This is a genomic window from Vibrio sp. NH-7 (genome assembly GCF_053643215.1).
In genome coordinates this window covers 2,023,609-2,038,560 of record NZ_CM132187.1, presented here as the reverse complement: position 1 = coordinate 2,038,560, position 14,952 = coordinate 2,023,609, and the positions used below count along the sequence as shown (strand labels likewise).

General features: G+C 46.8%; 12 protein-coding genes. 9 read left to right on the top strand and 3 right to left on the bottom strand.

Going from position 1 to position 14,952, the window contains the following annotated elements; translation table 11 throughout:
* Positions 1-90: 90 nt before the first annotated feature.
* Positions 91-1,941 carry a signal peptide peptidase SppA gene (sppA, locus tag ACUALS_RS09335; RefSeq protein WP_454448239.1) on the bottom strand — a complete coding sequence of 617 codons (1,851 nt, stop codon included), beginning with the start codon at positions 1,939-1,941 and terminating at the stop codon, positions 91-93.
* A 190-nt stretch (positions 1,942-2,131) separates the two neighbouring features.
* Here sppA and ACUALS_RS09330 point away from each other — a divergent pair, with 190 nt between their 5' ends.
* Positions 2,132-4,144, top strand: coding sequence for an FAD-dependent oxidoreductase (locus ACUALS_RS09330; protein ID WP_443089001.1), 2,013 nt, complete (start codon positions 2,132-2,134; stop codon positions 4,142-4,144).
* A gap of 69 nt (positions 4,145-4,213) precedes the next feature.
* On the opposite strand, the gene purU is transcribed toward ACUALS_RS09330, so the two are convergent.
* Positions 4,214-5,047 (bottom strand): formyltetrahydrofolate deformylase, encoded by an 834-nt coding sequence (gene purU / locus ACUALS_RS09325; protein ID WP_005474869.1) that lies wholly within the window; start codon positions 5,045-5,047, stop codon positions 4,214-4,216.
* A gap of 252 nt (positions 5,048-5,299) precedes the next feature.
* On the opposite strand from purU, the gene ACUALS_RS09320 reads away from it, so the two are divergent.
* From ACUALS_RS09320 to rnd, 8 genes are all read left to right on the top strand, one after another.
* Positions 5,300-5,500 carry a hypothetical protein gene (locus tag ACUALS_RS09320; RefSeq protein ID WP_005474901.1) on the top strand — a complete coding sequence of 67 codons (201 nt, stop codon included), beginning with the start codon at positions 5,300-5,302 and terminating at the stop codon, positions 5,498-5,500.
* A gap of 105 nt (positions 5,501-5,605) precedes the next feature.
* Entirely contained in the window at positions 5,606-7,534 is a 1,929-nt protein-coding gene (locus ACUALS_RS09315; protein WP_005474893.1) for an ATP-dependent DNA helicase, read from the top strand.
* A gap of 12 nt (positions 7,535-7,546) precedes the next feature.
* Positions 7,547-8,248: a tRNA (adenosine(37)-N6)-threonylcarbamoyltransferase complex dimerization subunit type 1 TsaB gene (tsaB, locus tag ACUALS_RS09310; protein WP_454448238.1), complete on the top strand. Its 702-nt coding sequence runs from the start codon at positions 7,547-7,549 to the stop codon at positions 8,246-8,248.
* A gap of 29 nt (positions 8,249-8,277) precedes the next feature.
* Positions 8,278-8,580, top strand: coding sequence for a hypothetical protein (locus ACUALS_RS09305; protein ID WP_038134058.1), 303 nt, complete (start codon positions 8,278-8,280; stop codon positions 8,578-8,580).
* A 19-nt stretch (positions 8,581-8,599) separates the two neighbouring features.
* Positions 8,600-9,151 carry a Slp family lipoprotein gene (locus tag ACUALS_RS09300; RefSeq protein WP_039479826.1) on the top strand — a complete coding sequence of 184 codons (552 nt, stop codon included), beginning with the start codon at positions 8,600-8,602 and terminating at the stop codon, positions 9,149-9,151.
* Positions 9,148-10,005 (top strand): alpha/beta fold hydrolase, encoded by an 858-nt coding sequence (locus ACUALS_RS09295; RefSeq protein WP_454448237.1) that lies wholly within the window; start codon positions 9,148-9,150, stop codon positions 10,003-10,005. The genes ACUALS_RS09300 and ACUALS_RS09295 overlap by 4 nt, the downstream gene beginning before the upstream one ends.
* 111 nt (positions 10,006-10,116) lie before the next feature.
* Complete coding sequence (gene fadD, locus ACUALS_RS09290) at positions 10,117-11,811, top strand: long-chain-fatty-acid--CoA ligase FadD (protein WP_038134066.1); 1,695 nt, start codon at positions 10,117-10,119, stop codon at positions 11,809-11,811.
* A gap of 155 nt (positions 11,812-11,966) precedes the next feature.
* Complete coding sequence (rnd, locus tag ACUALS_RS09285) at positions 11,967-13,082, top strand: ribonuclease D (RefSeq protein ID WP_038191505.1); 1,116 nt, start codon at positions 11,967-11,969, stop codon at positions 13,080-13,082.
* Positions 13,083-13,148: 66 nt separating this feature from the next.
* Here rnd and ACUALS_RS09280 read toward each other — a convergent pair whose 3' ends face one another.
* Positions 13,149-14,708, bottom strand: a complete 1,560-nt coding sequence (locus ACUALS_RS09280; protein ID WP_322414042.1) for a SulP family inorganic anion transporter — start codon at positions 14,706-14,708, stop codon at positions 13,149-13,151.
* Positions 14,709-14,952 lie beyond the last annotated feature (244 nt).

Sequence of the window (14,952 nt, the reverse complement as noted above, 5' to 3'; positions counted from 1 at the left end):
GGGGCATTCCGCACAGGAACACCCCAAAAGTCGCGCGCTATACGCGGATGCACTGCCCAGGATTAAACGGGCAGTATCTGATTTGTTGCTTTATTGCACCATACAGTTCAAACAGAAGGCGTAATGGCCTTTCGGGTCGTTAAAGCTCTGCAGCAAATCAGCGTCTGCACTGACTTGTTTGATCACAGGTTGCAGTGCTGGTGGCAGATAGCTGTTAATATCAATCCCGACAGAGACTTTCACTTGGTTCATCAAATCTTGAATGAACTGCTGTGCAGGGCTTAATGGTTCTTCCACCCAGTAAATGTCGTAGTTTTCGACATCTGCAAGTTCGGCAGCGAGGCTAACGGCATCATCAAAGTCGCCAATGCTATCCACCAAGCCAAACTTCATCGCATCTTGGCCAGTCCAAACTCGTCCTTGGGCAATGTTATCAAGCTGGGTAAGAGAGATATTACGGTTTTCACTGACCAACTGAGTGAAGCGTTTGTAGCCGTGCTCAATACCTAGTTGGAACGCTTCTGCTGCCCCCTCCGATAAACCTGTCGTCACACCGACATCTGAGAATGGTGATGTGCCAACGCCATCGGTGTAGACGCCGAGTTCATTCAATCCTTTCTCAAAGGTGGTGATGACACTGAAGATACCAATAGAGCCCGTCAAGGTCGTTGGTTGCGCGACAATGCGGTCAGCACTCATCGAAATCCAGTAGCCTCCCGATGCCGCTAAGCTCGACATTGACGCGACAACAGGTTTTCCTGCTTCTTTTAGGGCTTCAATTTCATTGCGAATCACCTCCGAGGCAAAGGCACTACCGCCCGGGCTGTCCACGCGTAGGACAACCGCTTTGACTTTATCATCATTGCGCGCTTGACGAAGCAGGGCTGCGACCGTATCGCCTCCGACCGTTCCGCGTGGCTGGCTACCGTCCATTATGGCACCACTTGCGACCACAACAGCGATGTCATTTACACTGGTGCTAAATGATGGCGCCATGGTGGGTTGGTAGTCGTAGTAACTAATGTGGTTGTAGCTGTCTTCACCATTGCTCCCAAACACATCAATAAGTTCGGCTCGTACTTGTTGGCGGGTCGCCAATTGATCAACCAAACCAATGTTCAGCGACAGCGCAGCGAGATCGCCATCGTTTTTCTTTAGTAGCGTTAGGAATTCATCCATGCTCAGGTTTAGCGACTCAGGCTTAATTTGTCGATTCGCGGCGATATCATCAACAAACGCTCCCCAAAGTTGACTTAACCAACGAGAGGCCGACTCTTTTGCTTCTTCTGACATGTCATTGCGAACAAAAGGCTCTATGGCAGATTTGTAAGTCCCTACTCGGAATACATGCGTGTTGACGTTGAGCTTCTCGAGTAGCGTTTTGTAATAGAGTGAGTATGAGCTGTAACCCTTTAGCAGAACTGCGCCGTCAGGGGCGAGGTACACTTTGTCTGCGTAACTGGCTAAGTAATATTGGCTCTGATTGTAGAAACCGCCAGCGGCATAAATCGGTTTGCCTGATGCTTTAAACTCGTTCAACGCTTTTGCAATGTAGCGAAGTTTAGTTAAGTTGGTTTCAGGCAAATCGCCAAGAGCAAGCACTAAGCCACTAATTTTAGGGTCATCTTTTGCGTAGCGGAGTGTCTCAACGATATCGAACAAGATATTTTCTTTGGGCAAGTCTTGACCGATCAAGGAGCCAGTAAACGAATCCATTGGATTGACGTAGTTCGGTTGTTCAACGATAGGGCCAGATAGGTTGAGAATAAGAGCTGACTCAGTGGGAACGGTTGGCGCTTCGCTTTGTGCGTGAAAATAGACAAAATAGATGATCGCTATTGAGGCTAAGAAAAACAGGTTGGTAAGCGCTAGACGCACAAAGGTGATGAGTTTCCAAATCCCTTTGAAGAATAGACCGATAAACTTAAATAGTTTTTTCATTTAATCTCCGCTGCATAGACGCAGGTAAAGGCTTATAAGACCTTATAATTCCAGATAAGTTACATCCTACTGAAACTAGTATACCCAAACAACTGTAAGATTGATCGGTGTTACAAAAATGTAAACGCTTGTTTGATTTATATTACGATGATGTTTATTCTGGTCAGACCAGAATAATTAAACGAAAGTGATGTCTGCCATGTACCCAAATCTATTACAGCCGTTAGATCTAGGATTTACTCAAATCAGAAACCGAGTCTTAATGGGCTCTATGCATACTGGACTTGAAGAACACAAAGAAGGTCTAGGAAAACTCGCGGCTTTTTACGCTGAACGTGCAAAAGGCGGGGTAGGTTTAATCGTAACCGGTGGTTTTTCTCCAAACTTGCGTGGACGCTTACATCCATTTAGCGCAGAGTTTAGCAAACCCAAGCACGCAAAGGCGCATCAGGTTGTTACTGAGGCTGTACATGAACATGGCGGCAAAATTGCGTTACAACTGCTTCATGCAGGTCGATACGCCATGCATCCTTTCTCCCAAAGTGCTTCATCGATTAAGGCGCCGATCGCGAAATTCGCGCCGAGTGAAATGAGCACGCGTCAAATTAAGAAAACCATTGATGCGTTCGCAAACAGTGCCTCGCTCGCTCAGCTAGCGGGGTATGACGGTGTTGAAGTCATGGGCTCGGAAGGCTATCTCATCAACCAGTTTATCTGTAAGCGAACCAACATGCGCTACGATGAGTGGGGCGGCAGTTATGAGAATCGCATGCGCTTTCCTCTTGAGATCGTCAAGTCGATTCGCAAAGCTGTAGGCGAGAAATTTATCATTATCTTCCGCTTATCCATGCTTGATCTAGTGGAAGAGGGCAGTACGTTTGATGAAGTCGTGATGCTGGCTAAAGAGCTAGAAAAAGCAGGCGTGACGATCATCAACACAGGGATTGGTTGGCATGAGGCTCGCATTCCAACTATTGCAACTCAAGTACCTCGCGGCGCGTTTACTTGGGTTACGGAAAAAGTACGCCCGCACGTGAATGTACCTATCGTAACGTGTAACCGAATCAACACTCCGGAAGAGGCGGAAAGAATCTTGTCCAGCGGGCATGCAGACATGGTTTCTATGGCGCGTCCTTTCTTGGCAGATCCCCATTTCGTTATCAAAGCTGAGAACAACCAATCGCAACTTATCAACACCTGCATTGGGTGTAACCAAGCATGTTTGGATAATGTGTTTAAGGGCAAGCGTGCGAGCTGTTTAGTCAATCCACTGGCCTGTCGTGAAGATGAGTTGGTGGTCACGCCAACAGCCAAACCGAAGAATATTGCGGTCGTGGGCGCAGGGCCTGCGGGCTTATCCTGTGCGACGACCCTTGCCAAACGTGGCCATCAAGTGGATCTGTTTGAGCGCAACGATCGCATTGGTGGCCAGTTCCGCCTTGCTATGCAGATCCCAGGCAAAGAAGAGTTTCGTGAGACCATTCGCTACTTCGCCAATCTAATTGACGAAACTGGCGTCAAACTGCACTTGGAAACGGAAGCCAACTTCGATCTGCTCAACGAGTACGATGAAGTGATTATGGCGTCAGGCGTGGAGCCGAGAAAAGTGAAGATTGATGGCATCGACAATCTTGAAAAAGTGGTCGATTACCAGACGCTTATTCGTGACAAAACTTTTGTCGGGAACAAAGTGGCGATCGTCGGTGCTGGTGGCATTGGTGTCGATGTCGCGACGATGTTAACTGAACCAACAGGTCACAACCTTGACGACTGGTTGCATGAATGGGGCATCGATAAGGAAATCGCCCATCCTGGTGGTTTGTATCCATACCCAGATTCATTGAGTGATAAAGAGGTCTGGGTCCTACAACGTCGTAAAGGCAGAGTGGGTAAAGGTCCGGGTAAGACAACGGGGTGGATTCATAAACGCACCTTAGAAAAGCGGGGAGTCAATTTATTGGGCGGCGTGAGCTACGAGAAGATTGATGACCAAGGCCTTCATATTACCGCTGACGGCGAATCCAAGTTGCTTGAAGCTGATAAGGTGATCATTTGTGCGGGCCAAGAGTCAGTAAGACCGTTTGAAGATAAATGGCATTTACTCGGCGATAAACTGCATATTATTGGTGGCGCAGATTATGCGGGCGAGTTGGATGCCGTCCGTGCGATTCGCCAAGGTGTCGAACTGGCCGTTAAGCTATAACGTCGCCTTACCGAGCAAGTACGAAAAAAGAAGACCTCCGCATGGAGGTCTTCTTTTTTCTGCATATTTTTACAAAATGACGGTTTTGTTGCCGTAGACAAACACATGGTCATTGAGCACCTTGTTAAGCGCTTTGCTGAGCACGTTTTTCTCAACGTCTCGGCCTGCTTGCGCCATGTCTTGGGCGCTGAAGTTATGATCCACAGGAATTACGTCCTGCTTGATGATCGGCCCTTCATCAAGGTCATTGGTTACGAAGTGGGCAGTGGCACCAATGATTTTTACACCACGCTCATACGCCTGTTGGTAAGGTTTAGCACCAATAAACGCAGGTAGGAAACTGTGGTGAATATTGATGATTTTGTGATGATATTTTTCGACGAATGAAGGCGTTAACACACGCATGTACTTAGCTAGCACTAAGTAGTCCGCTTGGTATTGGTCGATCACTTCCAGCATTTTTTGCTCGTGCTCTTCGCGATTCAAACCTTCATGAGACACATGGTGGTAAGGAATATCAAACTTTTCCGTTAAGCTTTGTAGCGTGTCGTAGTTACCGACAACCGCAGCGATATCCACATCCAAACTGCCATCGTAATTTTTCATCAAGATGTCGCCGATGCAGTGAGCTTCTTTCGTAACCAGAATCACAATGCGTTTGCGGTTCGAGCCAATTAACTTGCGCTTTGCACCTTGGGGCAGTGCCTGATCAAGGTCAGCAAGGAAAGTTTCATCATTGAAGTAACCCTCAAGCTCGGTACGCATGAAGAAGTGGCCGCTAGTATTATCAACAAACTCATTATTATGAATGATATTCAGTTGATGCTTGTAACAGATGTTAGTGATCTTGGAGATCAGTCCAGGCGCATCTGTGCAGTGTGTCAGTAGTGTTTTCTTTTCCATTTAGTTGGTACTTCCGTGAATTATTTTTTTTTATTTCTGAAATTTATACAGGGCTCCGAACGGTGAAGTAACCCGCATTATAAAAGCTACAATTAAACTAATATCAAGATGGTTTCAACAAATAATCTGACTAAATCGTTTGGCTAACCAGCCATGAGAGTTTTTCAAGAGGAGTTCGTGCCTATATTGGTTCAAAAGTTAAGGTTTGTGTTGAATGGCTATCCCTCTATTGAGTGTCTTAAGGTGGTATTTATGGATAAAGAACTTCTAGCCCGAAAGCTGTATTCTGAGAGAGTGAGTTCGCTCATTGGTGATAAAGATTTAGATGAAGCTCTGCTTGATCAAATGTGGGAAAACAAAGCATCGCCTGCGGAAGCGGCAAAAGCGATGACAGAAGAGCATAACGAGTTTAATGGCCCTGCATGGTTATCGCGTTACCTTAATCGTCGTTAATCGATCTCAATCCTAATTCTATGCGCGCGAATCCAATCGGATTCGCGCGTTGCTTTGAAAACTGCCATAATCCTTCTCCCGACGATTTGCTCCTACAGATAATTGATGATCGCAAAAACCTTTTCTTCAGACGGTGCGCTTGGCAAAGCCATACCTGGTTTTCAACCTCGCCAGGCACAGCTTGATATGGCAGAAGCTGTACAGAATGCCATTAAAACCGACGGTCAGTTGGTGGTTGAGGCGGGCACAGGAACGGGGAAAACGTTCGCCTACCTTGTTCCGGCACTAATGAGCGGTAAAAAAGTCATCATCAGTACTGGTTCAAAAAACCTTCAAGAGCAGCTTTATCATCGCGATCTACCCTTGATGGTCAGTGCGCTCGGCTTTTACGGCCAAGTGGCTTTGCTGAAAGGGCGATCAAACTACCTCTGCTTGGATCGCCTCAGTCGGCAAATGGTGGAAAGCCACAGCAACACCGCCGATCCAACCTTGCTCAGTCAGCTTGTTAAAGTCCGCTCTTGGGTGAGTGAAACCAAAACAGGCGATCTCGGTGACTGCGATGCCATTGCGGAAGATAGCCCGATAATCCCTTCGATCACATCGACCAATGACAACTGTTTGGGCAAAGAGTGCCCTAGCTATCAAGACTGTTTTGTTCTTAAAGCGCGTAAAAAGGCAATGGATGCAGACGTGGTGGTGGTTAATCACCATTTGTTCCTTGCTGATTTAGCGATAAAAGAGACAGGCTTTGGCGAGCTAATTCCCGAAGCCGATGTGTTTGTGTTTGACGAAGCGCATCAATTGCCTGATATCGCCAGCCAATATTTTGGTCAGTCGTTATCCAGTCGCCAAATCCAAGAGCTTTGTAAAGATATTGAAATTGGTTATCGAACCGAAGCAAAAGATATGCGCCAGTTGCAAAAAGCGGGCGAAAAGCTTCTGCAAACGGCGATGGATCTGCGGATTATTCTCGGCGAACCTGGCTTTCGCGGTAACTGGCGAGAGGCGATTCAGTCGCCAAATATTGCCAGAGAAATGGAGCGCCTGCGTGAAGCGCTAGACTTTGTGTTAGAGGTGCTAAAACTTGCCTTAGGGCGAAGCCAATTGCTTGATAGTGCATTTGAACGAGCCAATACCTTACAAGCTCGTCTGACGCGCGTGTGTGAAGTCTCCATTACGGGGTACTCTTACTGGTTTGATACCACGCCTAGGCACTTTAGTTTGCATATCACGCCACTGTCGGTCGCGGATAAATTTCATGAGCAGATTGAACTTAAGCAAGGGGCGTGGATATTTACTTCCGCGACTCTGGCCGTTAATGATGATTTCGGCCATTTCACCTCACGTTTGGGGCTCAAACCGGAAAAGCAGTTCTCTTTGCCGAGTCCCTTTGACTATCAAAGCCAAGCGAAACTCTGTGTGCCGCGTTATTTACCTGAGCCCAATAGCCCCGGTCTTGCGGATAAATTAGTGCGCATGCTTAGTCCTGTGATAGAAAAAAACCAAGGACGATGTTTCTTCTTGTGTACCTCTCACAGCATGATGAGAGAGCTGGGTGAACGCTTTAGAGAGCAGCTTAGCGTGCCTGTCTTGATGCAAGGGGAAACCAGCAAACAGAAAACACTGGCAGAGTTTATGGAGTTAGGTAACGCTTTGCTCGTTGCTACCGGCGCTTTTTGGGAAGGAATTGATGTTAGAGGCGACACGCTCAGCTGTGTTATTATCGACAAATTACCATTTACAGCGCCTGATGACCCATTGCTCAAAGCGCGTATTGAAGATTGCCAACTGAAAGGGGGCGATCCTTTTGCTCAGGTACAAATACCTGACGCAGTTATTACGTTGAAGCAGGGTGTCGGGCGACTAATACGAGACAAGAAAGACAAAGGGGCTCTGATCATTTGTGACAACCGTTTGGTCACAAGAGACTATGGTAGCGTGTTCTTATCGAGCTTACCGCCTATCCCAAGAACTCGGGATTTATCATTGGTCGAGCACTTTCTTGAACAGATTTCAGAAACAACCAACGAATAGTTAGAGATTTCAATGAGCGCAAAAATTCTTGCCCTAGATACGGCTACAGAGAACTGCTCTGTAGCGCTTTTAGTTGATGACAAGGTGTATGTTAGAAGCGAAGTTGCACCACGAGACCACACTAAAAAAGTTCTACCCATGGTGGATGAAGTCTTGAAAGAAGCGGGTGTGGCGTTGGCCGAACTTGATGCTCTGGCGTATGGTCGTGGCCCAGGTAGCTTTACAGGTGTTCGCATTGGCATCGGTATTGCACAAGGTTTAGCGTTTGGTGCGGATTTACCGATGATTGGTGTATCGACACTGGAAGCGATGGCTCAAGGCAGCTACCGTAAACATGGTGCAGAGCACGTCGCGTGCGCCATAGATGCGCGTATGAGCGAAGTGTACTGGGGACGATTTGCCCGTCAAGAAGATGGCACTTGGTCGCCAGTTGATGCCGAATGTGTCGTTCCACCGAGCGTGCTAGCCGAGAATAGTACAGCCGATGAACAGCTTTGGCGCACGGCAGGTACGGGCTGGGCGGCTTATCAAAATGATCTAGAAGGGATCCAGTTTAAAACTGAGAAAGGGGATGTGTTATTCCCAGACGCTGAAGATATCGTCTATCTTGCTCAGTTTGAGTTAGCGAAGGGCAATACGGTTGAAGCGGAAGCGGCAAGTCCAACGTACTTGCGTGACACGGTAGCATGGAAGAAGTTGCCAGGGCGCGAATAACCGCGGTTAAACGGCGATAGGCGGATAGTATGGTATCAATAAATGGTTTACCTCCTTCATTGCCAGGTCCTAATAAGGCCAACAAGGCAAACAAGAAGAACGAGGTAAAAAAAGCGCAGCAAAAAGAGCCTGTAGGCCAGCCATCTAAGGTGGCGAATGCTGTTGCTCAAACTATCCGTCATGTCTCCGAATCTGAAGTACACAAAGCGCAAATCCAATATGATCTTCCCGAAGGACGAAGTCGTAAGGCAATGGAAGAGTATATGAATGTCATGCACCAAGCTAAACGCGATGAACTATCACAAATGCTTGGTGTCGATATTTACATCTAGCTTCAAAGGTCCACAACGTATGACAATTTTCTCCCGCAGCCTTTTTGTCACGATCTCTCTATTACTGCTAAGTGCGTGCAGTACCTTGCCTGAAAACTTGAAATCTGAAGACCCTCAACTTGTTAGTGATTATACAGTTTGGCAATCCAAGCCCACTGCGAGTGGAGATGTTCGTTTAGGTGGCGTCATCGCCAAAGTAACCAATCTGCAAAGTAAAACACGTGTCGAAGTGGTTAACTTGCCGATAAGTTCAAACGGAAAGCCAGATATCAGCCAAGAGCCGCAAGGACGTTTTGTTGGTTATATTGATGGCTACGCCGAGCCAGCGTCTCTTGCACAGGGGCGTTTGATCACTCTGTTAGGTCAAAGCATTGGGACCGAACAAGGCGCAGTGGGTGACTATGAGTACGCTTTCCCCGTGATGCAAGTGCAAGGTTTTCATTTATGGCGAATCGAAGAGCGGGTTAGGATTCAGGAAGTAGACAGTTATCTTTACCCATGTCGTGGTCTTTATTGTCGAGAGATGCGTCATAGCAGCCGACAAGGAACGGTGATTCAGGAAGTGAAATGACACCAATAGAACAAAGGTACGCCATTCAAGATATCGACATTGCGACCCTTGAGTATGGTAACAGCAAAACGGCCGACATATCGGTCGTTTTTTTACATGGGTGGCTGGACAATGCCGCCAGTTTTTCCACGGTTATGGCAGAGCTTCATCACCTTGAACCGCAATTGCATCTTTGCGCAATCGATTTACCAGGTCACGGACTTTCTGGGCATAAAAAAGGGTCGAACTTCTACCCATTTCACGACTATTTAGACGATATTTACCAATTTTTGGTTAACTTGTCGCCAAACAGAGTGGTGTTGGTGGGGCATTCTCTTGGTGCTTTGATTGCAAGTTGCTATAGTGCCGCCTTCCCAGAGCAGGTTAGTGGTTTAGTTCAAATAGAAGGGTATGGTCCCTTGGCAGAAACTGAAGAGAATACGCTTAGCAGGATCAAAGAGGGTATTACGAGTCGCCAACGGATCAGAAAAAAACCGGTAAGAGCGATGGCATCGCTGCGAAACGCGATAGAAAGACGCGCGAAAGTGAATGACATTGAGGCAAGCCTGATTGCGCCTGTCGTAAAGCGAGCCATTGAGCAGCATGGCGAGCATTGGATTTGGCGCCACGATGTTAAGTTGCAAAGCCAGTCGCTCTATCGAATGTCGCTTAAGCATGCGCAGTTCATTCGCCAACACATCTCTTGTCCGCAGCTTGTTGTTTTGGGCAATCGAGGTTTTTCACATTTGCCTGTTTTTCAGCAAGAGGCCTCTGATATGACTCAGTTTGAGGTCATTGAGGGCGGTCATCATTGCCACTTAGAACAACCTTTTAGAGTATCTAACCTAATTTTTGGCTTAGTTAACAAAATTTAAACAAGTGTTTGAGTGTTTCGTGCTCACACGCTTCGCCTGTGCTGTAATAGCGGATGATAAAAACAAGACAATTTCATCGGCTTCAGCCAGCTTATTTCGAGGAGTATTACCGTGGATAAACCTTGGCTATCACGTTATCCAAGCGATGTGCCAGAGCACATTAACCCAGACCAATATCCATCTTTGGTTGAGATGTTTGAGCAGTCAGTACAGAAGTACGCTGACCAACCAGCATTTACAAATATGGGGTCGGTAATGACCTTCCGTAAACTGGAAGAACGCAGCCGCGCCTTTGCCGCATATCTGCAAAACGATTTGAAATTGCAAAAAGGCGACCGAGTTGCCCTAATGATGCCAAACCTACTGCAATACCCAGTGGCGTTATTTGGTGTTTTACGCGCAGGTTTGATAGCCGTTAACGTAAACCCACTGTATACCCCTCGAGAGCTAGAGCATCAACTTAACGACTCAGGTGCAACGGCGATTGTTATTGTGTCCAACTTCGCCAATACGCTGGAACAAATCGTTGATAACACGCAAGTAAAACACGTGGTACTCACGAGTTTGGGTCAGATGTTACCGCGAGCAAAAGGAACCATCGTCGACTTCGTGGTGAAATACGTTAAAGGCATGGTGCCAAAATACGATCTGCCGGGTGCCATCTCGATGCGTAAAGCACTGCATAAAGGGCGCCGTCTTCAGTACGTCAAACCCTTTATGTCAGGTGATGACATTGCCTTTCTCCAATACACAGGCGGAACAACCGGCGTAGCGAAGGGCGCAATTTTGACCCATCGCAATATGATTGCCAACGTCATGCAAGCGAAAGGCGCATACGGTCCTGTTTTATCTGAAGGGCGCGAGCTGGTGGTCACCGCTTTGCCGCTGTATCACGTCTTTGCTTTGACGGTAAACTGTTTGCTGTTTATTGAAATGGGTGGGCAAAATCTACTCATCACTAACCCACGTGACATTCCTGGTTTTGTCAAAGAACTCCAGAAATACCCATTTACTGCGGTTACGGGGGTTAATACCTTGTTCAACGCCTTAGTCAACAACGAAGATTTCCATGAGCTTAACTTTAGTAACTTAAAGCTGGCTGTTGGTGGTGGTATGGCCGTTCAGCGTGCCGTCGCCGACCAGTGGAAGAAGACCACAGGCGTGCACCTACTCGAAGGTTACGGATTAACAGAGTGTTCGCCTCTGGTCACGGGTAATCCATACGACTTGACTGACTACACGGGTGCAATTGGTTTGCCTGTCCCATCCACTGAAGTACGAATTGTCGATGATGAAGGTAACCCACTGCCAAATACAGAAGTGGGCGAGCTTCAAGTACGTGGTCCTCAGGTTATGCAAGGTTACTGGCAACGTCCTGAAGCAACCAAAGAAGTCATTAATGCGGAAGGTTGGTTATCAACAGGCGATATCGTCAAGTTTGACGAAGAAGGCTTGATCCACATTGTTGACCGTAAGAAAGACATGATTTTGGTATCGGGCTTCAATGTGTATCCAAATGAGATTGAAGATGTTGTAGCGCTTCACGGCAAAGTGCTTGAAGTTGCGGCGATTGGTCAACCTCATGAAGTGTCTGGTGAGATTGTTAAGATCTACGTTGTTAAGCGCGATCCTAGCCTTACTAAAGATGAAGTGATTGCTCACTGTCGTCAACATTTGACAGGCTACAAAGTACCTAAGTTAGTGGAGTTCAAAGAAGATCTACCAAAAACCAATGTGGGTAAGATTTTGCGCCGTGTTTTACGTGAAGAAAACGATGCCAACTTAGCCAAAGCTGAACAAAGCTAATAAAGCAGAGCTATGTGATTGATGATAGAATGCCGACATTACCCTGTCGGCATTTTTTATGCATTTTAATACCAATCTAAATAAGCACTTTCCAAGCGATAAACGATAAGGTGGATGCTTATCTAGATTGGTATCAACCCCAAAGTGAGAGATTAGTGAATTACCAAATTGTTACCGACAACGCTCTGCTAGAACAAGTTTGTCAAAAAGCGCGAGAAGTGGACGTGGTTATGCTAGACACTGAGTTTGTCCGTACGCGCACCTTCTATCCACAGTTAGGATTGATTCAGTTGTTTGACGGCGAGCAGCTATCCCTCATTGATCCAACTGAACTAGATGAAATGACGCCATTTGTTGAACTGCTGCAAGATACTTCCGTACTGAAAGTGCTTCATGCCTGTGGTGAGGATCTCGAAGTCTTTCAAAACAGTTTCGGCTGCTTGCCATATCCTATGGTTGACACACAAGTCATGGCTGCATTTTTGGGGCACGGTCTGTCGACAGGGTTTGCTTCGTTAGTTGAACATTATTTGCAGGTTGAACTGGATAAAAGTGAGTCGCGAACAGATTGGTTAGCTCGCCCGTTAACCGACAAGCAGCTAGATTATGCCGCAGCAGACGTGTTCTACCTGTTGCCACTGTATGAAAAATTATTGAATGCAGTAACAGAAGCTGGCTGGTGGGAAGCCGCTCAACAAGAGAGCGACCTTTTGGCCGCTAAGCGCATTAAAAATACCGATCCTGAGATGGCTTATCTCGATGTCAAGGGGGCTTGGCAGCTAAAACCACGTGAGTTAGCAATACTAAAACCACTGGCGACATGGCGTTATAAAGAAGCAGTTCGTCGTGACTTAGCACTGAACTTTATCTTCAAAGAGAATGACTTGCTGAACGTGGCGAGATTGGGCTTACAAAATCGCCAGCGAATGGAACAAGAGGGGATGGATTCACGTTCAGTCCAGCGCCATGCTACGCGCATCATCTCTATTGTAAAATCGGCTCGCGGTATCTCTCCGGAAGAGTACCCGGAGAAAATCGAGCGTCTTATGGACATGCCAGGCTACAAGCAAAAGTTCAAAGTTCTGAAAGACGAAGTGAAGCATGCCTCCCAGGCTTCTGGCTTAGCGACCGAATTTATTGCATCAAAGAAGCAGCTCAATCAAGTCATTAGTTGGGTGTGGAAGAAGGACAGAGATCCCGCAAAACTTCCCGATGTGATGCAGGGATGGCGTTTGCAGTTAGTTGGGGAGAAACTCAATAAACTGCTGTAGCTTCCGTTAGTTAATGCAGAAATAAAAAGGGCTTCCAAATGGAAGCCCTTTTTACAATTGTTCGAGTTAGCCTGCAAGTACGTCGGTTGCGACTTTATAGCTAGGATCTTCTTTGACATTGATTTCCACTAGGCTACCTGCTTTGTCGAGTAGTTTACGGCAATCTGGGCTCAAGTGGCGAAGGTGTAACGTTTTGCCCTGTGCAGCGTAACGTTCGGCTAGGGTCTCAATCGCTTCGATCGCTGAGTGGTCTGTGACACGCGAGTCGGCAAAGTCAACAATAACGTCTACAGGGTCTTTGTGAGCATCAAAGATCTCAAGGAAGTTTGCAACAGAACCAAAGAACACGGGACCGTGAATCTTGTACTCTTTTGAACCCTCTTCGTTGATACATGTGTCAGCGTAGATGTGTTTTGCATGTTGCCAAGCAAACATTAGTGCAGACGCGATAACACCAACGAAAACAGCGACGGCCAAATCAGTCAGAACGGTTACAACCGTCACCAGGACGATAACAAAGAAGTCTTGTTTTGGCACTCGGCGAGCAAGTTTGAAGGTTGCCCATTCAAATGTACCGATAACCACCATGAACATCACGCCCACTAGTGCAGCCAGAGGAATCATTTCAATGAGAGATGAAGCAAACAAAATGAACATCAACAGAGCAACGGCAGCAACAATACCTGAAAGTCGACCACGACCACCTGAGTTTACGTTGATCATTGACTGACCAATCATCGCACAACCACCCATAGCGCCAAAGACTGAACAGGTCATGTTAGCCATACCTTGACCGATACACTCACGGTTAGATTGACCACGCGTGTTAGTCATTTCGTCGAGAACAGTAAGCGTCAGTAGAGATTCAATCAAACCGATCGCCGCCAAGATGATTGCGTACGGAAGGATGATTTGCAGCGTTTCAAATGTAAATGGAACGGCTGGAATTGAGAAAGTCGGTAGCGAGCCCGCAAGTGTCGCGGCTTCATCGCCTGACATCGTGCGTAGGAAATCGACAACGGTGCGCGTTTCAAGATCTAAACCAACAACCAATGCCGTGACGGTGACAATTGCCACAAGTGACGAAGGAACGGCAGTAGTGAACTTAGGTAAGAAGTGAATAATCGCCATGGTGAGTGCAACCAGACCTAGCATCAGCACCATTTGGTCAGACGGTAGCCATGTCAATGCACCCGTTAGATCCGGCGCTTTAAATTGGCCAAGCTGCGCAAGGAAGATAACAATAGCTAAACCGTTCACGAAACCAATCATTACAGGGTGCGGAACAATACGGATGAACTTACCAAGCTTAAACAGACCAGCAGCAACTTGGAGGATACCTGCGAGTAAGATAGCGGCAAACAAGTATTGAACACCGTGAGTTGCGACCAATGAAACCATAACAACAGCCATTGCACCTGTTGCACCAGAGATCATACCTGGGCGACCACCAAAGATTGAGGTGATTAAACCAACGATGAAGGCAGCGTATAAGCCGACCATAGGGTCAACGCCTGCAACGAATGCGAATGCAACCGCTTCAGGAACCAGTGCTAACGCAACCGTTAGACCAGAGAGCACATCGTTTTTGACGGAGTGCTTAGAAAATTGTGGAAATTCAAACATGCTTACTCAGTTTTGCTAAGTGTGTAGAAGGAGTCTGAATTAAGCTTTAGTGAGCACCAAGTAAAATGCAATGTAAAAGAGCAGAGTGTTTAAAGCTATTGCTCAGCGTAAACGCCGCTAGTAGATATAGCGATATGAGCAGAATTCAGTTCGAGTCGGCGAATGCTACCGAAAAGTGTGATTAAGTTCAAGAATGAACCCTATATTGACTAATATTTGTGATTAATAACAGATACGTAGTCGT